Genomic DNA, 24,754 nt, shown 5'->3' with positions numbered 1-24,754 from the left:
CTATATATAGCGGTGCCAGACAAGGCGTCTGCTGCCTTTTCTTTTCTTCACATTCAGGAATTTTCTGATCCATGGGTAAATCGCTGGTCATCGTGGAATCCCCGGCCAAGGCCAAGACAATCAACAAGTACTTGGGCAACGAGTACGTGGTGAAGTCGAGCATCGGCCACATCCGTGACCTGCCCACCAGTGGTTCGGCAAGCGCGGCCAAAGAACCGGCCAAGCGCGGAAAAGCTGCTGCAGGCGAGGCTCCGGCTCTGTCGCCAAAGGAAAAAGCCAAACGCCAATTAGTGGCGCGCATGGGGGTTGACCCCGAGCATGGCTGGAAAGCTAAGTACGAGATCCTTCCGGGCAAAGAAAAAGTCGTTGATGAACTGCGACGCTTAGCCAAAGACGCTGACACCATCTATCTCGCAACCGACTTGGATCGCGAGGGGGAAGCCATTGCCTGGCACCTGCGCGAATCCATTGGTGGTGATGACAGCCGTTATAAGCGCGTGGTGTTCAACGAGATCACCAAGAAGGCCATTCAAGAGGCGTTCTCCAAGCCGGGCGAACTCGATATCAATCGGGTTAATGCGCAGCAGGCCCGACGGTTTCTCGACCGTGTAGTGGGTTACATGGTTTCGCCGCTGCTATGGGCCAAGATTGCCCGTGGCCTGTCTGCCGGTCGCGTGCAGTCGGTAGCGGTCAAATTGGTGGTTGAGCGCGAGAAAGAGATCCGCGCCTTCGTTCCAGAAGAGTATTGGGAAGTCCACGCTGATCTGGCCACCGGCAAAAAAGACACTGTGCGTTTTGAAGTTGCCCGTGAAAATGGCGCTGCATTCAAACCGCTCAACGAAACTCAGGCCATGGCTGCGCTGGAGACCCTCAAGTCGTCCAGCTACAGCGTCGCCAAGCGTGAAGACAAGCCGACCAGCAGCAAGCCTTCTGCGCCTTTTATCACCTCGACGTTGCAACAGGCTGCGAGCAATCGCCTGGGCTTTGGCGTGAAAAAGACCATGATGATGGCCCAGCGTCTGTATGAGGCCGGTTACATCACCTATATGCGTACCGACTCGACCAACCTGTCGGCTGACGCTGTGACCATGGTGCGCAGTTTTATCGAGGATGAATTCGGCAAAAAGTACCTGCCGGAAACACCGAACACCTACAGCAGCAAAGAGGGCGCACAGGAGGCTCACGAAGCGATTCGTCCTTCCGATGTCAACACCAAGCCAACTCAGCTCAGTGGTATGGAGCGCGATGCTGAGCGTCTCTACGACTTGATCTGGCGTCAGTTTGTGGCCTGCCAGATGCCGCCAGCACAATATTTGTCGACCACCGTGACGGTCGAGGCGTCGCAGTTCGAATTACGCGCCAAGGGCCGTATTCTCAAGTTTGATGGTTACACCCGTGCCTTGCCGCAAGTGAGCAAGCCTGGCGATGACGCTGTACTGCCTGAGATGAAGCAGGGCGAAGCGCTGAAGCTGGTCAAGCTCGACCCAAGCCAGCACTTCACCAAGCCGCCTGCGCGCTACTCCGAAGCCAGCCTGGTTAAAGAGATGGAAAAGCGTGGTATCGGTCGTCCATCGACATATGCCGCCATCATTTCGACCATTCAGGATCGCGGTTATGTGGCCTTGCATAACCGTCGTTTCTACTCGGAAAAGATGGGCGACATTGTCACTGAGCGTCTGTCTGAAAGTTTCTCCAATCTGATGGATTACGGCTTTACCGCCGGCATGGAAGAGAATCTCGATGACGTTGCACAGGGCGAGCGCGAGTGGAAGAACGTGCTCGACGAGTTCTACGGTGACTTCAAGAAAAAACTTGAAGTGGCCGCCGATGGCGACACTGGCATGCGTGCCAATACACCGACGCTGACGGATATCGCCTGCCGCGAATGTGGTCGCCCGATGATGATTCGCACGGCGTCTACTGGTGTTTTCCTGGGTTGCTCAGGTTATAGCCTGCCGCCCAAAGAACGCTGCAAGTCGACCATTAACCTGGTACCAGGTGATGAAATCGCGGCGGACGATGAAGGTGAGTCGGAGTCCCTGGTGCTGCTGGGTAAGCACCGTTGCAAGATTTGCGACACAGCGATGGATGCCTATTTGCTGGATGAAACGCGCAAGCTGCATATCTGCGGTAACAACCCGGATTGTGCGGGTTACGAGATTGAAACCGGGCAATACCGCATCAAGGGCTACGAAGGCCCGAGCCTTGAGTGCGATAAATGCGGCAGCGAGATGCAACTGAAGACCGGCCGATTTGGCAAGTTCTTTGGTTGCACCAATAGCGAGTGTAAGAACACCCGCAAATTGCTCCGCAGTGGTGAGCCGGCGCCACCGAAAATGGATGCGGTGAAAATGCCTGAACTGAAATGCGAAAAAGTTAATGACACCTATGTGCTGCGTGATGGTGCATCGGGTCTGTTCTTGGCCGCCAGTCAGTTTCCGAAGAATCGTGAAACCCGCGCACCGCTGGTGATCGAGATTCTGCCGCACAAAGATGAGATCGATCCGAAGTACGAATTCCTGTTTAGCGCGCCGCAGAAAGATCCCGAAGGCCGTCCGGCGGTTATTCGTTACAGCCGCAAAACCAAAGAGCAATATGTACAGACTGAGGTTGAAGGTAAACCCACAGGCTGGAAAGCATTCTTTGACGGCGGTAAGTGGAAGGTCGAAGACAAAAAACGTTGATTGCAGCCCTTGCGCAGGCCGCTGGCCTGCGCAAGCGGACGTTTAATCTTTCCACCAGAATTCACTGAGTCAACCGGCTCGGCCTACGTGAGGCCTTGATCAATGACCTGTTGAGGAGTGGTTGGCCATGGCTAACGAGTTGTACACCCGCACCAATCAAAAAATCTTTTACGCTGGCTTGTCGTTGGAGTCATGGCGTAAGGCTGAAGCGTCGCAGGCAATGAATGTGCAAGGCTTGATCCAGGCTGAGCGTGAGGCTGCGCTGTTTCACCTGTATGGCTCTGTGCTTGGCCTATGCCATGAGATTGCAGGCTACTATCGCTTGCCCAACAGCCAGTCGCCTCAGGTTGAGGTTTTGTTAGACCGGTCGATGCTGGAGTCCGCGCCAAGCCCGGAGTTCTCCGAGTTGGTTGAGCTTAAAGGCAATGCTGAAACCTGGTTGGCGCAATTGTTGGAGGCTTACAAGGCCCTGCACAAACCGCCCCAGATGCAGCAAAAAACCAAGGTTGATCCAACTACGCCTTTGATTGAGGCGATTAGCATTGATCAGCAGCCAGAGTTGCTTGAGCGTGAAACCTTAGAAGCTTGGCGCAAACAAATAACCGCTCTGGCGCGACGCTTTCGCGAGTCGCTGAGTGAGTGGTGAGCCATTATTGATCAGCGGGCTAGGGCGTGGCTCTAGTCGGCTGTTACAATGGGCGGCTAACGTGGAGACTCAAATCAATGCCTACTTCGTTTTTAGAAATCGTAGAACTACCTGATGGCCGTATCGCCTTGCGCCGCGCAGACGATGAGGAGGCGCTTGTAGTGCTGGATTTCTCCTCGGACGCGAAGTCATTCCTGCAAGGGCAGCATGTTGAAGTGGCCAAAGCCATGCTCAATGTAGGGGTGCAGATGGCCGGGCGCCTCGCCGAGAACGACTTTCAGCATGAAGGCGAAGCGCGGGTTCTTCATTAATCCTGCCTGCCTACGTCTAAGGCGACACTTACCCCGCGCCGCTCAATAGCTAGGGTTTGAATAGTGGACGGAAAAACGTCGTCCACCTTGCCGGTTCTGACAAGTCCGCGGGCCGGATGTAGCATCCATTGAGTCGATGGCGACTAATCGCAATAAGCCTTTCTTCAGTTCAGCCCAGGCTAATATTCAAGCTCTGTGCGCCACCTTCGCGAGCTGCATTTTCGAGGGTTTGACGTGCAGTGCGTTCAAGCGGGTGAAGCCAGCTAACTACCGTGTGGCTGCGGCCTAGCTTCAAGGCATCTTCTGCCAGTTGCAGTGCGCTTTGCTCGCCGCGAGGGTGCAGTAACAGGATGCGCTCACGGTTTAAGCCTGCGTCGCGCAGCCAGCTTTGAGTCAGGTTGCTCGGTGGGGCAATAAGTGTCAGCCAGCGCTCGTTGTCATTTTCGCTCAGTTCGCGAAGGATGGGTGCCAATAGCGTTAGGCAGTGTCTCGCGGCGCCTCGAAGCGACAATTCGCTGAATGCTTGGGGTTGATCCTGCCAAGCATCGTTGAGTGCTTCTTGCGGCAGTGCAGGAGCGCTGACAGCCATGAAAGCCTCGAACAGTGGAAGTTGTGTCTGATTGAGCGGTTGAGACAGCTGCATAAATACTCCGTTAGCGGCGAATTACACCGACACTTAAGCCTTCAATGACAAGTTCCTGCTCTTCGAGATTGACTTCGATTGGGGCAAACTCAGGGTTTTCGGCAATCAGCCAGACTTTACTGCCTTCGCGCTTAAAGCGTTTTACCGTGACTTCATCGTCAATGCGCGCCACTACTACCTGGCCATTGCGGACCTCGCGGGTGGTGTGCACGGCTAATAGATCGCCATCAAGTATGCCGATGTCCTTCATGCTCATGCCGCGCACACGCAACAAGTAATCCGCTTTGGGATGGAAGAACTCGGGGTTGATCCGGCAAGAGTCCTCGATATGCTGTTGCGCCAGAATCGGTTCGCCAGCGGCAACACGGCCAATAACAGGTAAGCCGTCCTCTTCTGCATTAGGCTCGAAGCCTGGAATACGAATCCCGCGCGATGCGCCGGGTGTCATCTCTATTGCGCCCTTGCGGGCAAGGGCTTTGAGATGCTCTTCAGCTGCGTTCGGAGACTTGAAGCCAAGCTTTTGCGCAATCTCCGCGCGAGTAGGCGGAAAGCCATTGCCTTCAAGGCATTGCTTGATGAAGTCAAGAATCTCGGCTTGGCGTGGCGTCAGCTTTATCATTGGGTCAGCTCTGTTTTTATATACAGTGACTGGGATTATATACAGTGAATCGTGCTTGGCAATCATCCATTTGCAATTGGTTTGATTTAATCGTGCTATTTTGTTCTGGCGCGGTGTTACTTAGCTGGTTTGGTGAGCGTCTTGTTTTATTAATGGGCCAGCATCAAAGTCTGCGGTAAAAGACGGCATCGCAATGCTTGACAATGCATAGAGCCGAAACGTATGTTTCAAACAAGTGTTTGTCAGGTGATAGCTAATGGCTCAGTCGGAAACTGTTGAACGCATTCTGGATGCTGCAGAGCAACTGTTTGCCGAGAAAGGTTTCGCAGAAACCTCTCTGCGTTTGATTACCAGCAAGGCTGGGGTCAATCTCGCAGCTGTGAACTATCATTTCGGCTCGAAAAAAGCCCTGATCCAAGCTGTTTTCTCGCGTTTTTTGGGGCCTTTCTGTGCCAGCCTTGAACGTGAACTGGACCGCCGTCAGGCCAAGCCAGACACTGCGATGTCGCTTGAAGAACTCCTTGAGTTATTGGTCGAGCATGCTCTTGCGGTTAAACCCCGTAGTGGCAATGACTTGTCAATTTTCATGCGTTTGCTTGGCTTGGCTTTCAGTCAAAGCCAAGGGCACTTGCGTAAGTACCTAGAAGAGGTCTACGGCAAGGTGTTTCGCCGCTACATGATGCTGGTTCATGAAGCTGCTCCGCGTATTCCACCCCTTGAGTTATTTTGGCGTGTGCACTTTATGCTGGGCGCCGCTGCATTCAGCATGTCGGGTATCAAGGCATTGCGCGCTATGTCTGAGACTGATTTCGGGGTGAATACTTCGATTGAACAAGTGATGCGCTTGATGGTGCCTTTCTTGGCGGCCGGTATGCGCTCCGAGTCAGGTGTGAGTGATCCAGCTTTAGCGGCTGCGAAATTGCGCCCGCGGGTTAAAAGTCAGCCGCTTGCCGCCAAGGTTTAACGCACAATGGGTGGGCGTTTGAGGGTTGATCCGCTAAGCTAGCCGCCATGGCTACTCTCGATTTATTACATATCTCCATTGCCGATCAGTGCCTCTATGGTTTTGCTGATAATCGGCTGTTGCTGCGCCTGCCAGTTTCCACGGCGCTCAATGGTGTGGGCGAGCAGAATGGCTCTGGCTGCACCCCCCGAGGCCGGCATCTGGTGCGGGGGAAGATTGGCGCTGGCTTGCCCCTCGGTGCTGTGCTGCGTGGACGGCGCTGGACGGGTGAAGTCTGGTCAGCTGAACTGGCCGAAGCCGCACCGGGACGCGACTGGATTTTGTCTCGGATTCTCTGGCTTAGCGGGTGTGAGCCTGGGCGCAACCGCTTGGGAAATGTTGATACCTTCCGCCGCTATGTTTATCTGCATGGCACGCCAGACACTGAGCCCATGGGCGTAGCGCTTTCCCATGGCTGCGTGCGCATGCGCAACTCGGATGTGCTGCAACTGTTCGAACAGGTACCGGTCAACTGTGCGGTGATGATTGACGAAGCGCCGTGTCCTGACTGGGCCGCTCTACCTCTTGATTAAGGATTTCTTGTGAGTTCATCTTTGCAAGGCTCGTTGATGCTCGACATTGACGGCACTTGGCTAACGGCTGAAGACCGACAAATTTTGCGTCAACCTGAAGTTGGCGGTTTGATTCTGTTTGCGCGCAACATTGAAGACCCGCGCCAAGTCCGTGAATTGAGCACAGCTATTCGGCAAATTCGTCCGGACTTATTGCTCGCTGTTGACCAGGAGGGCGGTCGGGTTCAGCGTCTGCGCCAAGGCTTTGTCCGCCTACCTGCCATGCGTGCATTGGCCGACAATCCCAACGCTGAACAGTTGGCTGAACATTGCGGCTGGATTATGGCCATTGAGGTCTTGGCGGTCGGCTTGGACCTAAGTTTTGCACCGGTGCTGGATCTTGATCACCAGCGCAGCGCAGTGGTTGGCAGTCGTTCGTTTGAGGGTGATGCTCAACGCGCGACGCAATTGGCGGGCGCATTTATTCGCGGCATGAATCAAGCTGGCATGGCGGCAACAGGTAAGCATTTCCCCGGTCATGGGTGGGCGGAGGCCGACTCCCATGTTGCGATTCCGGTCGATGAGCGCAGCCTCGAGCAGATCCGGGCGCAAGACATGCAGCCGTTTGCCCGGTTGGGTAATCAGTTGGCTGCGGTGATGCCGGCGCACGTAATTTATTCGCAAGTTGATGATCAGCCTGCCGGGTTCTCGCGGCGTTGGCTGCAAGACATCCTGCGCGGCGAGCTGGGCTTCAAAGGTGTGATTTTCAGTGACGACCTGTCCATGGCAGGCGCTCATGTGGTGGGGGATGCGGCGTGCCGGATAGAAGCCGCCTTGAGCGCCGGTTGTGACATGGGGTTGGTGTGCAATGACAGGGCTGCGGCTGAACTGGCGCTGAGTGCTGCGCAGCGCCTGGCGGTGGTGGCCCCGGATGGTTTGGCGCGAATGCGTCGTCAAGCTTTTCCCGGCATTGAATATCGCCAGAGCCCGCGTTGGCTTGAAGCAACACGCGCCTTGCGCGCAGCTCAGTTGATTGAATAGGAATAAGCATGACTGTCTACGCAATTATCGGCGGCACCGGCCTGACGCAACTCGAAGGCCTGACGATCACCGCTGCGCTCAATATCGACACCCCGTTTGGCGCACCATCAGCAGCAGTCCTGCGCGGTGAGTACGCTGGCCGTGAAGTGCTGTTTTTAGCGCGTCATGGTCACCCGCATCGTATTCCTCCACATCAGGTTAACTACCGCGCCAATCTATGGGCGTTGAAGGAGGCGGGTGCGCAGGCCATTCTTGCGGTCAACGCGGTGGGTGGTATCCATATGGCCATGGGCACCGGCCATTTCTGCGTGCCGCATCAGGTGATTGATTACACCAGTGGGCGTGAACACACCTATTTTGCGGGTGAGTTGGATCATGTCACCCATGTTGATTTCAGCCATCCCTACGACGAGGCGTTGCGTGACAAGTTTTGCGCTGCGTTAATGGCTGAGCACTGTGAGTTCAGTAGTCATGGTGTTTATGGTGCCACTCAAGGGCCGCGCCTTGAAACTGTGGCTGAGATTGCCCGTATGGAGCGTGATGGCTGCGATATTGTCGGTATGACCGGCATGCCTGAAGCCGTGTTGGCTCGAGAGTTGGATCTGCCTTACGCCTGCTTGTCGTTGGTGGTTAACCCCGCGGCTGGCAAGAGCAATGAGCTGATTACCATGGCGCAAATCGAGCAGGCACTCGTTGATGGCATGGACAAGGTCAAGGCGGTATTGGCGCGTGTGCTGAGCGACTGACTCCGGGCAGTAATGGTGGCTGAAAACAGCGTCAGCCACCCAGCGGCGGATAAAAAGCCTTATCCGCTCATCTGTTCAGGTTTATTGCGGGCGAACCCGAATCAGCATGCCCAGATTGCTATGGTCGATATAGTTGAGCTTGCGAATTTGCAGGCTGCTCGATTGTTGCAAGCGCTCACTGCGTGCCACCAGACCGCCGGGCTCAAACTGGTTGATCCACAAATCCACTTTGGCTTCCAGCGAGCGGTCTTGCTTGAGGCTCAGGGTGCCTTCAATTGGCATATGCCCTAAGCGCTCATCACCGGTACCAAGTGCCACGGTTTCGTCACTCGCTTGTGTCCAGGCCTTGTGCAGCAATACCTGATAGTCACCGCCATCATTGAGTTTTTCAGCTTCATCATTTAAGGCTGTCGCATGCTCTTGGCTGGTGTCAATCAAGCGTGCACCCTTTCTCCAGTCATCCGGTGCTCGCTTGCCGGAAATCAGGGTTTCGCCGGGCTGGCGGAATACAATGAGTTCAATTTGATAGTTGTCGGCGGCCACTGCCGTCTGGCTTAAGACGCTTATCGCCAGTAAAGGCAGCAGGGCAAGGCTGCGAAGTGCACGCATATTCACTATTGGTCCTTCAAGATGAGGGTGTCAGGCGCTCAAACAGCGCTTCAAGTATGTTGAATCGTTCTTCTGGCCGTTCCATCGGGACTTGGAATTTGAACAGCGTAGCGCCTTCGAACTTATAACGGTTGGGCTGGCCCTGAATTAATTTGATCAAAGTCAGTGGGTCAACGCAGGTGTCTGCAGCAAACTCGATGCGGCCGCCTTGTGGGCCAGCGTCGACCTTTTTAATGCCCAGGGTTTCAGCTTGCAGCTTGAGTAAGGTGAGGCGCACCAGATTTTTGGTCGGCTCAGGGAGCAGTCCAAAACGGTCGATCATTTCCACCTGCAATTCCTTCAAGCCATCTTCATCAGCCGCAGAGGCAATGCGTTTATACAGAATCAGACGAGCATGCACATCGGGCAGGTAGTCGTCGGGAATCAGCGCAGCGACGCGCAGGTTGATTTCCGGGCCACCACCTAAGGGTTGCTCAAGGTTGGGTTGTTCGCCCTTACGGATGGCTTTGACTGCGCGTTCGAGCATTTCCATGTACAGGGTGAAGCCGACCGCCTGAATTTGCCCGCTCTGGCCGTCGCCAAGCAACTCGCCTGCACCACGGATTTCAAGGTCGTGGGTGGCAAGCACAAAGCCCGCTCCAAGGTCTTGCGCGTTGGCAATGGCTTCAAGGCGTTTCTGTGCGTCGTCGCTGAGTTGCTTGCGCGGTGGCGTCAACAGATAAGCATAGGCTTGGTGGTGGCTGCGACCAACCCGGCCGCGCAATTGGTGCAGTTGGGCCAGGCCGAACTTGTCAGCGCGCTCGATGATGATAGTGTTGGCGCTCGGCACGTCAATACCGGTTTCGATGATGGTCGAGGCGATCAGCACGTTGAAGCGCTTGTGGTAGAAATCACCCATTACCTGTTCGAGTTCGCGTTCGCGCATCTGCCCGTGGCCGATACCGATGCGGGCTTCTGGCACCAGTTCAGCAAGGTCAGCCGCGCATTTTTCGATGGTTTTAACATCGTTATGCAGGTAATACACCTGGCCACCGCGCAAAAGCTCACGCAGCAATGCCTCTTTGATCACGGTGTTTTGCTGTTCCATGACGAAGGTGCGTACCGACAAGCGCCGTGCGGGCGGTGTGGCAATAATCGACAGGTCGCGCATGCCCGCAACGGCCATGTTCAGCGTGCGCGGGATTGGGGTGGCGGTGAGGGTGAGGATATCGACTTCGCTGCGCAGCGCTTTGAGCTGTTCTTTCTGGCGCACGCCAAAACGGTGCTCTTCGTCGATGATGACCAAGCCCAGGTTGTTAAAGGTGACGTCGTCCTGCAGCAGCTTGTGGGTGCCGATGACGATATCGACTTTGCCCGCGGCGAGCTGCTGCATGGCCTCGCTGACTTCTTTAGCGCTTTTGAAGCGGCTCATGACCTCGACTTTTACCGGCCAGTCGGCGAAGCGGTCGCGAAAGCTGTTGTAATGCTGCTGGGCCAGCAGGGTCGTTGGCACCAGGATCGCCACTTGTTTGCCGCCGTGTACCGCGATGAATGCGGCGCGCATGGCCACTTCAGTTTTACCGAAGCCCACATCACCGCAGACCAGACGGTCCATTGGCTTGGGTGCGAGCATGTCATCGCGTACCGCATCAATTGCGGTCTGTTGATCGGGTGTTTCCTCAAAGGGGAAGCCTGCGCTGAAGGTGGCGTAATCAACCTGAGGGTCGGCAAAGGCGTAGCCTTCACGTGCAGCGCGGCGTGCGTAGATATCCAGCAATTCTGCAGCAACATCGCGTACTTGCTCGGCGGCTTTGCGTTTTGCTTTTTGCCAGATTTCCGAACCTAGGCGGTGTAGCGGGGCCAGGGCGTCGTCGCTGCCAGTGTAGCGGGCGATCAGATGCAGGCTGGCAACCGGCACATACAGCTTGGCTTCTTCGGCGTACTGCAACGACAAAAACTCAGCGTTCTGGCCGTCGATCTCTAAGGTAATCAAGCCTTGATAGCGACCCACGCCATGATCGATGTGCACCACCGGTGCACCTTCGCGCAGTTCGGTGAGGTTTTTGATGACGTTTTCGCCAGCGTCGCGGGTTTTTTCCCGACGCCGACGTTGCATCACGCGTTGGCCGAATAGCGGGCTTTCGGCAATCAGCGCTACTGTTTCAAGCTGCAACCCATTGTCCAGCGGGGCGATGGTGATGCCAAGGCGCTCTTTGCCGGCGATAAATTGCGGCCAGCCTTCAACCTCCTTGGGTTTGAGCTTGAGGCGTGCGAGCAATTCGAGCAGCACTTCGCGGCGTCCGGCAGACTCCGCGCAGAATAGAATTCGGCCCTGGTACTCTTCGATAAAGCGTCTAAGAGCCGCTAATGGCTCGCTGGCCTTGGCTTGAATCGCCAAGTCGGGCAGCGCTTGTGCGTTAAAACGCAGGCGGCCTACGCCGTCCTCGATGTCATCTTGGCTGACCACCACGCGCGGCCAATTTTTCAGGCGTGCAAAGCAGTCTTCGACCGGTAAAAAGATATCGGCTGGTGGCAGCAGTGGGCGTTCAGGGTCCACTCGGCGTTCTTCATAACGGTTACGGGCGTCATTCCAGAACTGTTCTGCGGCTTTTTCGATGCCGGGTAGCGAAAATACCTGGGTGTCTTGGGGGAGGTAGTCGAATAGGGTTGCTGTTTCTTCGAAAAACAACGGAATGTAATACTCGATACCGGCCGGAGTGATGCCTGTGGAGAGGTCCTGGTAGATAGGGCAGCGGCGGAAATCAACGTCAAAGCGCTCGCGAAAGCGGCCGCGGAAATCGGTGACGGCCTTCTTTTCCAGTGGAAACTCGCGCGCAGGCAGCAGCTTGATCGATTCGACTTTATCTACCGAGCGCTGGGTTTCTGGGTCAAAGGTCCGCAGGGTCTCGATTTCATCATCGAACAAGTCAATCCTGTAGGGTTGCTTACTGCCCATCGGAAATAAATCAATCAGTGCGCCACGTACAGCAAATTCGCCATGCTCATATACAGTGTCAACACAGCGATACCCCGTGGCTTCCAGGCGGCTGCGCATCTCGTTTACATCGAGTGTTTGGCCAACATCCAGGACCAGGCTACTGCCCAGCAGGAAGCGCGTTGGTGCCAAACGATGTAGGGCGGTGGTTATCGGCACTACCAAAACGCCATGTTTTAGTTCTGGGAGGCGATAAAGTGCAGATATACGCTGGGAAATGATGTCTTGATGTGGCGAAAAAAGATCATACGGCAGGGTTTCCCAGTCCGGAAAGTGCAATACCGGCAAATCTGGGGCAAAAAAACTCAGTTCCTGTTCGAGGCGTTCAGCGCTCTGGCTGTCGGCGGTCAGGAGTAAAGTGAATCGATTTGCAGCGCTTGCAGCCTCAGCAATGGCTAGGCTTAGCGCAGCACCGGGGAGATTACCCCAATGTTGTTTGCCGGCAGCAGCGGGCAGGGACGGTAGGCGCAGTACGGACACAGGCGGCTCACGGTCAGAACACAAGGTCGCAGATTGTAGCGGGCGAACGTGCCTGCTGTCAGTTTCGACAGGCGACATTGCCCCCGAGCGCGGGTATCGGCATAATGTAGCCCCTTTTTTCAGCCCCTACATATGTGGAAGGTACTGCCTGTGAATCAGAAGCCCGACCAGTGTCTTGGTGAGTGGATCGATCGAGAAGCCCTTGCGGAAGCGATGATTCCGATGATCGGCCAGCTCTATCGCAATAACAACGTGGTCACATCGATCTATGGTCGTAGCCTGATCAATCGCTCTGTTATTCAGATACTTAAAGCTCACCGTTATGCTCGCCACCGTCTTGATGGTGATGTCGAGCTGTCGGTGCACGACACGTTCCAGGTTCTTAAAACCATGGGCGAGCTTAAGCTGGGCTCCGCATCGGTCGACCTCGGTCGCATGATGGCCAAGTTCGGTAAGGAAGCTAACGGCCGTAGCCTTGAGCAATTTGTCCGTGAAGAGCTTGAAGCGGTTGCTGGTCAACAGAATGTCTCGGCCCGTAAAGGCACAGACGTTGTGCTTTACGGCTTTGGTCGTATCGGCCGTCTGTTGGCGCGCATCCTGATCGAAAAAACCGGTGGTGGCGACGGCCTGCGCCTGCGTGCCATTGTTGTGCGTAAAGGTGCTGACAATGACTTGGCCAAGCGTGCCAGCCTGTTGCGCCGCGACTCGGTGCACGGTCCGTTCAATGGCACCATTACTGTTGATGAAGCCAATAACACCCTGAGCGCCAACGGTAACCTGATTCAGGTCATTTACTCGAATGACCCAGCGTCTATCGACTACACCGCTTATGGCATCGAAAACGCGCTGCTGGTAGATAACACCGGTAAGTGGCGTGATGCTGAAGGCCTGGGTCAGCACCTCAAGTGCCCGGGTATTGACCGTGTAGTTTTGACGGCGCCAGGTAAAGGTGAGCTGAAGAACATCGTTCACGGCATCAACCATTCGCAAATCACTGCTGATGACAAAATCATCTCTGCTGCGTCTTGCACCACCAACGCTATCGTGCCGGTGCTTAAAGCAGTTGATGACAAGTACGGCATTGTTAACGGTCACGTTGAAACCGTTCACTCCTACACCAACGACCAGAACCTGATCGATAACTTCCATAAAGGCAGTCGTCGTGGTCGTTCGGCAGCGCTGAACATGGTTATCACCGAGACGGGCGCTGCAACTGCTGCGGCCAAGGCATTGCCAGTGTTGAAGGGCAAGCTGACCGGCAACGCCATTCGTGTGCCGACGCCGAACGTGTCGATGGCGATTCTCAACCTCAACCTTGAGAAATCCACCACCCGTGAAGAGATTAACGAGTACCTGCGCTACATGGCGCTGCACTCTGACCTGCACAAGCAGATCGATTACGTTAACTCGGAAGAAGTGGTTTCGACTGACTTCGTCGGCTCGCGTCATGCGGGTGTGGTTGATGCTGAAGCGACCATCAGCAACGATAACCGCGTTGTATTGTACGTATGGTACGACAACGAATTTGGTTACAGCTGCCAGGTTGTCCGCGTGATGGAAGACATGGTTGGGGTTAACCCGCCAGCGTTTCCTAGCTAAGACGCATTAGCTATAAAAGAACGGGGGCCTTGGCTCCCGTTTTTTTATGCATTGATTTTGCCCGGTATACTCGGTGCTTCTCTGACTGCTTGGTCGCGAAATTTACTCATTTGGGGGATAATGGGCGGATTGTGTTTTGATATGAGCGTGGCAGTTGTCTGTGTATAGGTGCTTTTAGTCGTATTCACGGCGCCTTTGGATTAATCCAAACTATCGCGTTGTTGCCTCTTGTTACGTATCGCCCAAAAAAAGCCGAGGCTTGGGTGGTCAGTGGCAAGGGCCGTCTTTATAATCAAACGGATTTTTTACCCGCGACCGACGCCGTCCATCATGCTGATTAACCGCAGTGTGTGCTTGCCTATTGGCTGAAAGGCGTCGTCCGTTTTCTAAGAAGATTTCTAAAATCAGTGGTTAGGCAAACCTATGATCAAAATTAAGAATGGGCTCGATTTGCCCATAACTGGCGCGCCGGCGCAGCGTATTGAGGCCGCAAGGCCAGTACGCAGCGTTGCCGTCATAGGCTACGACTATCATGGTATGAAGCCTACGATGGAAGTCCAGGTGGGGGATCGGGTCAAGCTCGGGCAAGTGTTGTTCGCTGACAAGAAAACCCCTGGCGTGGTCTACACCGCTCCTGGTGCAGGTGTTATCAGCGCGATTCATCGCGGTGAACGACGCGTGCTGCAGTCAGTGGTTATCGACCTTGAAGGTGATGATCAAGTGACTTTCGCTCAGTATCCGGCCAGTGATCTGGCGGGACTGAGTCACGAAAAAGTCCGCGAAAACCTGCAGCAGTCGGGTCTGTGGACTGCCTTGCGCACGCGTCCTTTTAGTAAGGTGCCTGCAATCGATGCAGTGCCTAGCTCTATCTTCGTGACCGCAATTGATACCCATCCACTGGCTGCCGATCCGGCGGTTGTGATCGCCGAATACGCCACTGAATTTGAACAGGGTTTGCAAGTGCTCAGCACCCTGGGCAAGGTATTCCTATGCAAAGCCGAAGGCGCTAGTCTTCCTGGCGAGCAACTCAATAAGGTTCAGTCCGAAGCCTTTGCTGGTCCCCATCCTGCAGGTTTGGCTGGCACCCACATTCACTTTCTTGACCCGGTTACCGCAACCAAAAGCGTGTGGTCGATTGGTTATCAGGATGTGATTGCAGTCGGCAAGCTGTTTACCAGCGGCCAACTGTGGACTGAGCGTGTCGTTTCGCTGGCCGGTCCTGTGGTTGAAAACCCGCGCCTGCTACGTACCCGTCTGGGTGCAAGCCTTGAAGAAATCACTGCCGGTGAGTTGCAGCCAGGTGAGAACCGTGTGGTTTCCGGCTCTCTGCTTGGCGGTCGTACTGCACATGGGGCTTTTGCTTTCTTGGGGCGCTACCACCAGCAGGTATCTTGCTTGGCTGAGGGTAATGACCGCGAGATGCTGCATTACCTGCGCGCTGGGGTGAATAAACACTCGGTACTGAATATTTTCGTATCCAAGTTGGCCGCGGCGAAGAAGTTTGCTTTTTCGACCACCACCAATGGCAGCCCGCGGGCGATGGTCCCAGTCGGTAATTACGAGGCGGTGATGCCGCTGGATATCCTGCCGACCCAGCTGTTGCGTTACCTGATCGTTAGCGACACTGAGATGGCCCAGAAACTGGGTTGCCTGGAGCTCGACGAAGAAGACCTGGCGTTGTGCACTTATGTCTGTGCCGGTAAGTATGAATATGGCCCGATCCTGCGCGATAACCTCGCAAGCATCGAGAAGGAGGGTTAATCGTGGGTATCCGTGCATTCCTCGATAAAATCGAGCACAACTTTGAGTCTGGTGGTAAGTACGAAAAGTGGTACGCCTTGTATGAGGCTGTCGACACCTTTTTCTACCGTCCGGGCAGCGTAACCAAGACCACAGCGCACGTGCGTGATGGCATCGACCTCAAGCGCATGATGATCACCGTCTGGATGTGTACTTTCCCGGCGATGTTCTTCGGCATGTGGAACACGGGCTATCAAGCCAACCTGATCTACAGTGCAAGCCCCGATCTGCTGGCTGCTCAAGAGGGCTGGCGCTTCGCGTTGATCAGCTCTTTGGCAGGTTTCGATCCGACCAGCCTCTGGGATAACTTTATCCAAGGCGCGGCGTACTTCCTGCCTATCTATGCGACTGCCTTTATTGTTGGCGGTTTCTGGGAAGTGCTGTTTGCCTCGATCCGTAAACATGAAGTCAACGAAGGTTTCTTCGTGACCTCGGTGCTGTTTGCCTTGATCCTGCCGCCAAGCATCCCATTGTGGGAAGTGGCGCTGGGGATCAGCTTCGGTGTGGTTATCGGCAAGGAAGTATTCGGCGGTACGGGCAAGAACTTCCTCAACCCAGCTCTGGCTGGCCGTGCATTTTTGTTCTTCGCTTATCCGGCACACATGTCCGGTGATGCGGTCTGGACCTCGGTCGACGGCTTCGCGGGTGCAACATCCTTAGGTCTGGCAGCTGCTGGCGGCGTTGAGAACGTAATCGGCAACGGTATCAGCTGGATGGATGCCTTTGTCGGTACTATCAACGGTTCTATCGGTGAAACCAGCACCCTGGCCCTGATGATCGGTGGCGGCATCTTGCTGATGACCAAAATCGCTTCATGGCGCATCGTTGCGGGCGTCATGCTCGGCATGATCGGCCTGAGCATGCTGTTCAATGCAATTGGCTCTGATACCAACCCATTGTTTGCCATGCCGTGGTACTGGCATTTGGTGGTGGGCGGCTTCGCCTTCGGTATGTTCTTCATGGCCACCGACCCGGTGTCGGCGTCCATGACCAACACCGGCAAGTGGATTTTCGGTGCTCTGATCGGCTTTATGGTGGTGTTGATCCGCGTGGTCAACCCGGCGTTCCCAGAAGGCATGATGCTGGCGATTCTGTTCGCCAACCTGTTTGCACCGCTGATCGACCACTTCGTCGTTCAAGCCAATATCAAGCGGAGGCTGGCACGCAATGTCTAGTCAAAAAGAATCCACCTCACGTACGTTGCTGGTGGCCCTGTTGGTTTGTTTGGTGTGCTCGGTATTCGTTGCCGGTGCCGCCATTGCGTTGAAGCCAACGCAGCAAGACAACCGCCTGCTGGATAAGCAGCGCAGCATCTTGGCTATCGCCAGTCTGGGTAATCCAGGCATGAGCGGTAAAGAAGTCAAGGCCTTGTTCGACGAGCGCATCACCGCAAAGATTGTTGATCTACAAACCGGTACGTTCAGTGACGCCAAAGACCCGCTCAAGTACGAGCCACTGGTCGGCGCTAAAGACCCGAACGAGTCGACTGTGATTGAGCCTGAGCAAGACCTTGCCAAGCTCAAGCGCCGTGAGCGCTACACCATCGTTTATCTGGTTGAAACTGACGGTAAGCTGGATAAAGTGGTATTGCCGATCCGTGGTCAAGGTCTGTGGTCGACCCTCTATGGCTTTGTCGCGCTGCAAGCTGACCTCGACACTGTGAGTGGCTTTGGTTTCTATCAGCACGCTGAGACCCCAGGTCTGGGCGGCGAGGTGGATAACCCGAAGTGGAAGGCCCTATGGCCTGGCAAAACCATTTACTCCGAAGATGGCAAAGTGGCTATCAGTGTAGTTAAAGGCGGTGTTGACCCTAAAAGCCCGAAAGCCGTGCATCAGGTTGACGCACTTGCAGGGGCCACACTGACCAGTAATGGCGTTGATCACCTGCTCAAGTTCTGGATGGGTGAACAAGGTTTCGGTCCGTTTCTCACTAAATTGCGCGCAGGGGAGGCTTGATCATGTCGCAGCCGACTATTAAAGAAGTCCTGCTCAATCCGATCTTCAACAACAACCCAATTGGTTTGCAGATTCTGGGTATCTGTTCCGCTTTGGCGGTGACCTCGAACCTGAAGACTGCGTTGGTCATGTCGATCGCTTTGACCCTGGTAACCGGGTTCTCCAACCTGTTTATCTCGATGATTCGCAGTCAGATCCCCAGCTCGATTCGTATGATCGTGCAAATGGTGATCATTGCCTCCCTGGTTATTGTGGTTGACCAGGTGCTCAAGGCTTATGCCTTTAGCCTGTCGAAACAGCTGTCGGTATTTATTGGCTTAATCATCACCAACTGTATCGTGATGGGCCGTGCTGAGGCCTTTGCCATGCAGAACCCGCCAGTGCTGTCGTTCTTCGACGGTATTGGCAACGGTCTGGGCTATAGCGCCATGCTGATTGCATTGGGCATCGTTCGCGAGCTGTTCGGTGCTGGCAAACTGCTGGGCTTCGAAATCCTGCCGGTAATCAATGATGGCGGCTGGTATCAGCCAAACGGCTTGTTGTTGCTGCCACCTTCGGCGTTCTTCCTGATTGGTCTGTTCATCTGGGCTATCCGTAGCTGGAAGCGCGATCAAATTGAGAAGCCAAGCTTCAAAATGGCGCCTCAGGTCTCGAATAAGGAGGCTTACTAATGGAACATTATCTGAGCCTTCTGGCTAAAGCGGTGTTCGTTGAGAACATGGCCTTGGCCTTCTTCCTCGGGATGTGCACCTTTATCGCCATCTCGAAGAAAGTCGAGACGGCAATTGGTCTGGGTATCGCTGTTATCGTGGTGCAGGTCATCACTGTTCCAGCCAACAACCTGATCTACACCTACTTGCTGAAAGACGGCGCATTGGCCTGGGCTGGGCTGCCTGACGTAGACCTGAGCTTCCTCGGTCTGCTCAGCTACATCGGCGTCATCGCGGCAATCGTACAGATCCTAGAAATGCTTTTGGATAAGTACGTGCCTGCGCTGTACAACGCTTTGGGTGTGTTCTTGCCACTGATCACAGTGAACTGCGCCATCATGGGCGGTACTTTGTTCATGGTGCAGCGTGATTACAACCTGGGTGAGAGTACCGTTTACGGTTTCGGCTCGGGCTTGTCTTGGGCGCTGGCGATTGCCGCTCTGGCAGGGATTCGTGAGAAGCTCAAGTACAGTGACGTACCGGCGGGTTTGCAGGGTTTGGGCATTACCTTCATCACCATCGGTTTGATGTCTCTGGGCTTCATGTCCTTCTCTGGCGTGCAGTTGTAAGGACGGAATGAACAGATGAATTATGAAATTTTTCTCGCAATAGGCATGTTCACCGCCATCGTTCTGGCGCTGGTAGTGATCATCCTGATGGCGCGCGCCAAGCTGGTTTCCAGTGGCGACGTAAGCATCGAAATCAACGGTGAAAAGACCATCGTGGTCCCGGCGGGCGGCAAGTTGCTGCAAACCTTGGCGGCTAACAATGTGTTCTTGTCATCGGCATGTGGCGGTGGCGGTACCTGCGCCCAGTGCAAGTGTGTGATTACCTCTGGCGGCGGTGAAATGCTGTCCACCGAAGAGTCACACTTCACGCGCCGTGAAGCCAAAGAAGGCTGGCGTTTGTCGTGTCAGGCTGCGGTTAAGCAGGACATGAAGATCGAAGTGCCGGAAGAAGTCTTCGGCGTGAAGAAGTGGGAGTGCACGGTTGAATCCAACCCTAACGTTGCCACCTTCATCAAGGAGCTGACGCTCAAACTGCCTGAAGGCGAGAACGTCGACTTCCGCGCTGGTGGTTACGTACAGCTTGAGTGCCCGCCGCACGAAGTGCATTACAAAGACTTCGATATTCAAGAGGAATATCGTGGTGACTGGGACAAATTCAACCAGTGGAAGTACGTGTCCAAGGTTGAAGAGACGGTGATTCGTGCCTATTCGATGGCTAACTACCCAGAAGAAGTCGGTCTGGTGAAGTTCAACATTCGTATCGCATCACCGCCGCCGGGCAAGGATCATTTGCCGCCAGGTCAGATGTCTTCGTATGTGTTCAGCCTCAAGCCGGGCGATAAAATCAGTGTGTACGGACCTTTTGGTGAGTTCTTCGCCAAAGAAACCGATGCTGAAATGATTTTTATCGGTGGTGGTGCGGGCATGGCGCCAATGCGCTCGCACATCTTCGACCAGCTCAAGCGTTTGAAGTCGACCCGCAAGATCAGCTTCTGGTATGGCGCACGCTCCATGCGTGAAGCGTTCTACAACGAAGAATATGATCAGTTGCAGGCCGAAAACCCGAACTTCCAGTGGCATTTGGCATTGTCTGATCCGCAGCCGGAAGACAACTGGACTGGTCTCAAAGGCTTCATCCATAACGTGTTGTATGAGAACTACCTCAAGGACCATCCGGCACCTGAGGATTGCGAGTTCTACATGTGCGGCCCGCCAATGATGAACGCCGCAGTGATCAAAATGCTGGTCGACTTAGGTGTAGAGCAGGAAAATATCCTCCTCGACGACTTCGGCGGTTGATCATGAAACATGCTGTACTTCAGCCCGTTATTGCTGTCGCCTTGGCGGCAGCCCTAACGGGCTGCTGGTTTTCGGACCGGGTAGAAGAGTTTGGCGGCCCAACCATGGGCAGCAGCTACAGTATCAAGTACGTCCATACTGATGCCGCACCTGATGTGGCTGAAGTCAAAGCGCAAACTGAGGCTATTTTGGCTGAGGTCGATGAGCAAATGTCGACCTACCGCGATGACTCGCTGGTCTCCAAGTTCAATGACGCCCCGGCGGGGAGCTGCATGCCGCTCCCTCAAGGCATGCTTGAGTTGGTAAAAGTTGGCAGTGAGCTGTCTGAGCAAAGTTATGGGGCATTTGATATGACCCTCGAACCCTTGCTCAATCTCTGGGGTTTTGGCCCTAAGGCGCGGGTTGAAAAAGTCCCAAGCCCTGAGCAGGTAGCCGCGGCACGCAAGCTGATTGGGCATCAGCACCTGCATATCGACGGGCAATCACTGTGTAAAGATGTCGGCATTCAGCTCGACTTCAACAGCATTGCAGCAGGTTATACGGTCGATAAGATTATCAAGCGGCTCAACGAACTGGGTATCACCAGCTATTTAGTTGAAGCAACCGGCGAGCTAAAGGCGGCGGGCAAGAAACCAGACGGCCAGCCTTGGCGCATCGCCATTGAGGCTCCGCGTGATGATGAGCGGGTCTCTCAGCGGGTTCTGGAGCTCGACGGCTACGGTATTTCCACCTCGGGTGATTACCGCAATTATTTTGAAGAGAATGGCGTGCGTTACTCGCACACCATTGATCCGCAAACGGGCGCGCCGATTACCCACAAGTTGGCATCGGTAACAGTGGCAAATCGTTCAACCTTAATGGCTGATGGTTTGTCGACCCTGCTTATGGTGCTTGGGCCAGAGCGTGGTATGGCTTACGCTAAGCAGGCAGGCATCGCTGCATTTTTCGTGACCCGTGAAGGCAAAGCCTTCGTCACAAGCAGTAGCCCTGCATTCGAGCAGCTTTTTGCTGCAGGAGAAGAGCAATGACCTTTGTAATCGTATTTATGGTGATGTTGTTGGTGGTTTCGATGATGGCCGTTGGTGTCATCATGGGCCGTAAACCCATCGCGGGTTCGTGCGGTGGTATCGCTAATCTGGGCATCGAAAAAGAGTGCTCGATTTGTGGCGGTAGCCGTGAGAAGTGCGAAGAAGTAAACAGCGTTGATCCAGCCAAGCAAACTGCTTTGGCGTATGACGCCAGCAAGCGGTAATAGCCGTATAGAAATTGATTGCCGGTGCTGCAATGGCGGCACCGGCCCTGCCGCAAGTGCATGTAAAGCGCTGCGGTGTGATCTGAGGAGTAAACATGGCGGTCTACAACTACGATGTAGTGGTATTGGGTTCCGGCCCTGCGGGTGAAGGCGCAGCGATGAATGCGGTTAAAGCCGGTCGCAAAGTTGCTGTGATCGACAGTCGCCGTGAAGTAGGGGGTAACAGCACTCACTTGGGCACGGTGCCATCCAAGGCCTTGCGTCACTCGGTTCGTCAGATCATGCAGTTCAACACTAACCCGATGTTCCGCCAGATTGGCGAGCCGCGTTGGTTCTCTTTCCCAGACGTGCTGAAGAGTGCTGAGCGGGTCATCTCTAAACAGGTTTCTTCGCGCACGGGTTACTACGCGCGCAACCGTATTGATGTGTTCCACGGCACTGCAAGCTTTGCCGATGAGCACACGATCGAAGTGGTGTGCGCAAATGGCGCGGTTGAAAAACTGATCGCCAAAGATATTGTGATCGCCACCGGCTCGCGCCCATACCGCCCAGACGGTGTTGATTTCGGGCACCCGCGGGTTTACGACAGCGACACTATCCTGACCTTGAGCCACACGCCACGACGCCTGATCATTTACGGGGCAGGGGTGATTGGTTGCGAATATGCATCGATCTTCAGCGGTCTTGGGGTATTGGTTGACCTGATCGACAACCGTGACCAGTTGCTCAGCTTCCTTGATGCTGAAATCTCCGATGCCTTGAGTTATCACCTGCGCAACACCAACGTTTTGATTCGTCATAACGAAGAATATGACCGTATCGAAGGCTTTGATAACGGCGTTGTCCTGCACCTCAAGTCTGGCAAAAAGATCAAGGCAGATGCTTTGCTCTGGTGCAATGGCCGCACCGGTAACACTGACAAACTGGCACTGGAAAACGTCGGCCTTAAAGCCAACGGCCGTGGCCAGCTGGATGTCGATGAGCATTACCGCACGCCCGTGCCGAACATTTACGCGGCGGGTGATGTAATTGGTTGGCCAAGCCTAGCCAGTGCTGCATTTGACCAAGGCCGCTCAGCCTCTGGCAGCATCGTTGAGAACGACAGCTGGCGTTTCGTCAATGACGTGCCAACCGGGATTTACACCATTCCTGAAATCAGCTCGATCGGTAAGAACGAGCGTGAGTTGACCCAGGATAAAGTCCCTTACGAAGTGGGCAAGGCGTTTTTCAAAGGCATGGCCCGTGCGCAGATTTCCAGCGAGCCTGTAGGCATGCTGAAAATCTTGTTCCACCGCGAAACCCTTGAGGTGCTCGGTGTGCATTGCTTTGGGTATCAAGCCTCGGAGATTGTCCACATCGGTCAGGCGATCATGAATCAAAAGGGCGAAGCCAATACCTTGAAGTATTTCGTCAACACCACGTTCAACTACCCAACCATGGCTGAAGCCTATCGGGTTGCAGCGTTCGATGGCCTTAACCGGCTTTTTTGAGCGGCTCCGACCGGTGGCCTGAGCCGGTTGGGGATGACCCCTTCAGTAACTCAAAGGATTGGCAGTGGCCCAATCGGGAAAGTTACTGATTAGGCTTAAATAGAAAAACCGGCTAATAGCCGGTTTTTCTTTGGCTGCAGATTGTGCTCAGGCCGTTGTCTGATCTTGTATGATCCACTCGGCAGCGCGTTCGGCAATCATGATGGTGCCGGCGTTAGTGTTGCCGCCCACGAGTGTAGGCATTATAGATGCATCGACCACGCGCAGGTTGTCGATACCCCGCACGCGCAACTGCTGATCAACCACCGCATCGTCATCACTCCCCATTTTGCACGTGCCAATCGGGTGATAAATGCTGTCTGCCCGGGCGCGAATCACGTCCTTTAATTGCTCGTCTGTCTGCGCGTTTGCGCTGTAGAGATCTTGCAACTGATATTTAGCCATTGGCGCTTGTTTGATGATCTCCAGCGCCATTCGATAGCCTTTAAGCAGGGTTTGCAGGTCTTCTTCCTGGCCCAGCAGATTGGGGTCAATCCTGGGGGCTACAGCCGGGTCACTGGAACTCAGGCCGACACTGCCAACGCTTTTCGGTCTGAGTACGCAAATATGGCAGCTAAAGCCGTGACCCCAACGCAGTTTGCGGTTGTGATCATCAAGCAGGGCAATGACCGAGTGCAGCTGAATATCAGGGCGGTCAAGGCTTGGGTCGGTCTTCAAGAAGGCACCGCCTTCGGCGCAGTTACTGGCATAGGAGCCTGTTTTGTGCCGCAGATACTGCCAAAGTGTTGCGCCTATTTTCGCTGACCCGCTGACAGATACGCCCAGCAATGATGTGTCCGGGCTGCGGTAGGAAATCACCACATCCGGATGGTCCTGCAAATGCTGGCCAACGCCACTCAATTCATGCAATACAGCAATGCCCTGTGGTGCCAACTCTTCTGTGGGGCCGATGCCGGACAGCATTAACAGATGCGGGCTGCCGAAAGCACCTGCACTCAATAGCACTTCTTTGCGCGCTTTAAGCTGTCGGCTTTTGCCCTTCTGGCGAATGGACACACCAACGGCTTTTTTGCCGTCCAGAATAATCCGCTCGGCCAACGCACCGGTGATCACCTTGAGGTTGCTGCGCTGCTCGCGAATAGGTTTCAGAAATGCACTTGCAGTGCTCCAGCGCTTGCCTTTGTGAATGGTCACATCATAGGCACCGACGCCTTCCTGTTCTTCGCCGTTGAAGTCTTGGTTATGGCTGTGTCCGGCGCTGATGCCAGCGTCGATAAAGGCTTGAGTGATCGGATGAGAAGGCTGGCGGTTTACAAATAATTCGCCTTCAGCGCCGTGATATTGATTGGCGCCGCCGTAGTAGGACTCGCTTTTGCGGAAGTAGGGCAGTACATCTTCGTAGCCCCAGCCTTGGTTACCCAAGTTCTTCCAGTCTTCATAATCGCTGTGGTGCCCGCGAATATAAATCATGCCGTTAATTGAGCTGCTGCCACCCAAGGCTTTGCCTCTGGGTTGATAACCTAACTTGTTGTTTAGTCCACGCTGTTCGGTTGTGTTGAACGCCCAGTTAACGTGGTGGGTTGGAATAATGGCAGCTACACCAACAGGGGTGTGAATCAGCGGCGAAGTGTCTTCTGGACCCGCTTCAAGCAGGCAAACTGAAATTTTCGGGTCAGCGCTTAATCGGTTGGCCAAGACGCAACCGGCGGAGCCTGCACCAATGATGATGTAGTCAAATTCCATGATAGGTCCCATTTGTATTTGTTGTGGGCGCACTGCAAGGCAGGCAATGCAATCATTTACCAGGTAATTGTTCGCCTCTGTCTCCTAAAATTATTGATCTTTGATGACTTTTAATTGATTTTAGACGA

The 24,754-nt window shown here is 54.5% G+C and carries 22 protein-coding genes; 17 read left to right on the top strand and 5 right to left on the bottom strand.

Translation table 11 applies throughout. The annotated features are described in order from the left end of the window. The first annotated feature begins 71 nt into the window (after positions 1-71). From topA to ACIGCM_RS01700, 3 genes are all read left to right on the top strand, one after another. Positions 72-2,684: a type I DNA topoisomerase gene (topA, locus tag ACIGCM_RS01710; protein ID WP_397500310.1), complete on the top strand. Its 2,613-nt coding sequence runs from the start codon at positions 72-74 to the stop codon at positions 2,682-2,684. A gap of 127 nt (positions 2,685-2,811) precedes the next feature. Continuing rightward, on the top strand, positions 2,812-3,330 hold the full coding sequence (locus ACIGCM_RS01705) for a DUF6586 family protein (RefSeq protein WP_397500309.1): 519 nt from the start codon (positions 2,812-2,814) through the stop codon (positions 3,328-3,330). Between the two features lie 77 nt (positions 3,331-3,407). Continuing rightward, complete coding sequence (locus ACIGCM_RS01700) at positions 3,408-3,641, top strand: hypothetical protein (RefSeq protein ID WP_010483133.1); 234 nt, start codon at positions 3,408-3,410, stop codon at positions 3,639-3,641. 169 nt (positions 3,642-3,810) lie between these two features. Here the strand turns inward: ACIGCM_RS01700 and sulA are convergent, their stop codons facing one another. Further along, positions 3,811-4,284 carry an SOS-induced cell division inhibitor SulA gene (gene sulA / locus ACIGCM_RS01695; RefSeq protein ID WP_397500308.1) on the bottom strand — a complete coding sequence of 158 codons (474 nt, stop codon included), beginning with the start codon at positions 4,282-4,284 and terminating at the stop codon, positions 3,811-3,813. A gap of 10 nt (positions 4,285-4,294) precedes the next feature. After that, on the bottom strand, positions 4,295-4,903 hold the full coding sequence (gene lexA, locus ACIGCM_RS01690) for a transcriptional repressor LexA (RefSeq protein ID WP_397500307.1): 609 nt from the start codon (positions 4,901-4,903) through the stop codon (positions 4,295-4,297). Positions 4,904-5,159: 256 nt separating this feature from the next. On the opposite strand from lexA, the gene ACIGCM_RS01685 reads away from it, so the two are divergent. Genes ACIGCM_RS01685 through ACIGCM_RS01670 form a run of 4 tightly spaced genes read left to right on the top strand, consistent with a single transcriptional unit; the run spans position 5,160 to position 8,205 of the window. Beyond that, a complete protein-coding gene (locus tag ACIGCM_RS01685) occupies positions 5,160-5,867 on the top strand; it encodes a TetR family transcriptional regulator (protein WP_397500306.1) in 708 nt (235 codons plus the stop codon). 47 nt (positions 5,868-5,914) lie between these two features. Next, positions 5,915-6,439 (top strand): L,D-transpeptidase family protein, encoded by a 525-nt coding sequence (locus ACIGCM_RS01680; RefSeq protein ID WP_397500305.1) that lies wholly within the window; start codon positions 5,915-5,917, stop codon positions 6,437-6,439. A gap of 21 nt (positions 6,440-6,460) precedes the next feature. Then, positions 6,461-7,459: a beta-N-acetylhexosaminidase gene (gene nagZ / locus ACIGCM_RS01675; RefSeq protein WP_397501090.1), complete on the top strand. Its 999-nt coding sequence runs from the start codon at positions 6,461-6,463 to the stop codon at positions 7,457-7,459. Between the two features lie 8 nt (positions 7,460-7,467). After that, positions 7,468-8,205, top strand: coding sequence for an S-methyl-5'-thioinosine phosphorylase (locus ACIGCM_RS01670; protein ID WP_397500304.1), 738 nt, complete (start codon positions 7,468-7,470; stop codon positions 8,203-8,205). 81 nt (positions 8,206-8,286) lie between these two features. Here the strand turns inward: ACIGCM_RS01670 and ACIGCM_RS01665 are convergent, their stop codons facing one another. Both ACIGCM_RS01665 and mfd read right to left on the bottom strand, forming a co-directional pair. Further along, complete coding sequence (locus tag ACIGCM_RS01665; protein WP_397500303.1) at positions 8,287-8,814, bottom strand: CsiV family protein; 528 nt, start codon at positions 8,812-8,814, stop codon at positions 8,287-8,289. 16 nt (positions 8,815-8,830) lie between these two features. Further along, a complete protein-coding gene (mfd, locus tag ACIGCM_RS01660; RefSeq protein WP_397500302.1) occupies positions 8,831-12,268 on the bottom strand; it encodes a transcription-repair coupling factor in 3,438 nt (1,145 codons plus the stop codon). A 132-nt stretch (positions 12,269-12,400) separates the two neighbouring features. Between mfd and ACIGCM_RS01655 the strand changes: the two genes are divergently transcribed. The 10 genes from ACIGCM_RS01655 (at position 12,401) to sthA (ending at position 22,883) form a co-directional block, all read left to right on the top strand. Then, entirely contained in the window at positions 12,401-13,867 is a 1,467-nt protein-coding gene (locus ACIGCM_RS01655) for a glyceraldehyde-3-phosphate dehydrogenase (RefSeq protein ID WP_397500301.1), read from the top strand. 423 nt (positions 13,868-14,290) lie between these two features. Beyond that, entirely contained in the window at positions 14,291-15,628 is a 1,338-nt protein-coding gene (locus ACIGCM_RS01650) for a Na(+)-translocating NADH-quinone reductase subunit A (RefSeq protein WP_397500300.1), read from the top strand. 2 nt (positions 15,629-15,630) lie between these two features. Then, entirely contained in the window at positions 15,631-16,842 is a 1,212-nt protein-coding gene (locus ACIGCM_RS01645) for an NADH:ubiquinone reductase (Na(+)-transporting) subunit B (protein WP_397500299.1), read from the top strand. Continuing rightward, complete coding sequence (locus ACIGCM_RS01640) at positions 16,835-17,623, top strand: Na(+)-translocating NADH-quinone reductase subunit C (protein WP_397500298.1); 789 nt, start codon at positions 16,835-16,837, stop codon at positions 17,621-17,623. Before ACIGCM_RS01645 ends, ACIGCM_RS01640 begins: the two co-directional genes overlap by 8 nt. After that, the gene (locus tag ACIGCM_RS01635) at positions 17,620-18,294 is read left to right on the top strand and encodes an NADH:ubiquinone reductase (Na(+)-transporting) subunit D (RefSeq protein ID WP_397500297.1); all 675 of its coding nucleotides are present in this window, start codon (positions 17,620-17,622) and stop codon (positions 18,292-18,294) included. The genes ACIGCM_RS01640 and ACIGCM_RS01635 overlap by 4 nt, the downstream gene beginning before the upstream one ends. Beyond that, positions 18,294-18,902, top strand: coding sequence for an NADH:ubiquinone reductase (Na(+)-transporting) subunit E (gene nqrE / locus ACIGCM_RS01630; RefSeq protein ID WP_339485674.1), 609 nt, complete (start codon positions 18,294-18,296; stop codon positions 18,900-18,902). The genes ACIGCM_RS01635 and nqrE overlap by 1 nt, the downstream gene beginning before the upstream one ends. Before the next feature lie 15 nt (positions 18,903-18,917). Further along, positions 18,918-20,141 (top strand): NADH:ubiquinone reductase (Na(+)-transporting) subunit F, encoded by a 1,224-nt coding sequence (nqrF, locus tag ACIGCM_RS01625; RefSeq protein WP_397500296.1) that lies wholly within the window; start codon positions 18,918-18,920, stop codon positions 20,139-20,141. A 2-nt stretch (positions 20,142-20,143) separates the two neighbouring features. Beyond that, positions 20,144-21,169: an FAD:protein FMN transferase gene (locus ACIGCM_RS01620; RefSeq protein ID WP_397500295.1), complete on the top strand. Its 1,026-nt coding sequence runs from the start codon at positions 20,144-20,146 to the stop codon at positions 21,167-21,169. Continuing rightward, positions 21,166-21,393 (top strand): (Na+)-NQR maturation NqrM, encoded by a 228-nt coding sequence (gene nqrM / locus ACIGCM_RS01615; RefSeq protein WP_397500294.1) that lies wholly within the window; start codon positions 21,166-21,168, stop codon positions 21,391-21,393. The genes ACIGCM_RS01620 and nqrM overlap by 4 nt, the downstream gene beginning before the upstream one ends. A 95-nt stretch (positions 21,394-21,488) precedes the next feature. Next, the gene (gene sthA, locus ACIGCM_RS01610; RefSeq protein WP_397500293.1) at positions 21,489-22,883 is read left to right on the top strand and encodes a Si-specific NAD(P)(+) transhydrogenase; all 1,395 of its coding nucleotides are present in this window, start codon (positions 21,489-21,491) and stop codon (positions 22,881-22,883) included. Positions 22,884-23,030: 147 nt separating this feature from the next. Here the strand turns inward: sthA and ACIGCM_RS01605 are convergent, their stop codons facing one another. Then, positions 23,031-24,626: a GMC family oxidoreductase gene (locus ACIGCM_RS01605; protein ID WP_397500292.1), complete on the bottom strand. Its 1,596-nt coding sequence runs from the start codon at positions 24,624-24,626 to the stop codon at positions 23,031-23,033. Between the last annotated feature and the right edge of the window lie 128 nt (positions 24,627-24,754).

The organism is Pseudomonas sp. NPDC078700 (assembly GCF_044542375.1).
Taxonomy (GTDB): domain Bacteria; phylum Pseudomonadota; class Gammaproteobacteria; order Pseudomonadales; family Pseudomonadaceae; genus Aquipseudomonas.
This window is presented reverse-complemented; position numbering and strand designations above follow the sequence as displayed.

Bases quoted from the DNA above. Each gene is read 5' to 3' on its own strand.
- topA (WP_397500310.1), top strand. From the start codon at position 72: ATGGGTAAATCGCTGGTCATCGTGGAATCCCCGGCCAAGGCCAAGACA.
- ACIGCM_RS01705 (WP_397500309.1), top strand. From the start codon at position 2,812: ATGGCTAACGAGTTGTACACCCGCACCAATCAAAAAATCTTTTACGCT.
- ACIGCM_RS01700 (WP_010483133.1), top strand. From the start codon at position 3,408: ATGCCTACTTCGTTTTTAGAAATCGTAGAACTACCTGATGGCCGTATC.
- sulA (WP_397500308.1), bottom strand. From the start codon at position 4,284: ATGCAGCTGTCTCAACCGCTCAATCAGACACAACTTCCACTGTTCGAG.
- lexA (WP_397500307.1), bottom strand. From the start codon at position 4,903: ATGATAAAGCTGACGCCACGCCAAGCCGAGATTCTTGACTTCATCAAG.
- ACIGCM_RS01685 (WP_397500306.1), top strand. From the start codon at position 5,160: ATGGCTCAGTCGGAAACTGTTGAACGCATTCTGGATGCTGCAGAGCAA.
- ACIGCM_RS01680 (WP_397500305.1), top strand. From the start codon at position 5,915: ATGGCTACTCTCGATTTATTACATATCTCCATTGCCGATCAGTGCCTC.
- ACIGCM_RS01670 (WP_397500304.1), top strand. From the start codon at position 7,468: ATGACTGTCTACGCAATTATCGGCGGCACCGGCCTGACGCAACTCGAA.
- ACIGCM_RS01665 (WP_397500303.1), bottom strand. From the start codon at position 8,814: ATGCGTGCACTTCGCAGCCTTGCCCTGCTGCCTTTACTGGCGATAAGC.
- ACIGCM_RS01655 (WP_397500301.1), top strand. From the start codon at position 12,401: ATGTGGAAGGTACTGCCTGTGAATCAGAAGCCCGACCAGTGTCTTGGT.
- ACIGCM_RS01650 (WP_397500300.1), top strand. From the start codon at position 14,291: ATGATCAAAATTAAGAATGGGCTCGATTTGCCCATAACTGGCGCGCCG.
- ACIGCM_RS01640 (WP_397500298.1), top strand. From the start codon at position 16,835: ATGTCTAGTCAAAAAGAATCCACCTCACGTACGTTGCTGGTGGCCCTG.
- nqrE (WP_339485674.1), top strand. From the start codon at position 18,294: ATGGAACATTATCTGAGCCTTCTGGCTAAAGCGGTGTTCGTTGAGAAC.
- nqrF (WP_397500296.1), top strand. From the start codon at position 18,918: ATGAATTATGAAATTTTTCTCGCAATAGGCATGTTCACCGCCATCGTT.
- ACIGCM_RS01620 (WP_397500295.1), top strand. From the start codon at position 20,144: ATGAAACATGCTGTACTTCAGCCCGTTATTGCTGTCGCCTTGGCGGCA.
- nqrM (WP_397500294.1), top strand. From the start codon at position 21,166: ATGACCTTTGTAATCGTATTTATGGTGATGTTGTTGGTGGTTTCGATG.
- sthA (WP_397500293.1), top strand. From the start codon at position 21,489: ATGGCGGTCTACAACTACGATGTAGTGGTATTGGGTTCCGGCCCTGCG.
- ACIGCM_RS01605 (WP_397500292.1), bottom strand. From the start codon at position 24,626: ATGGAATTTGACTACATCATCATTGGTGCAGGCTCCGCCGGTTGCGTC.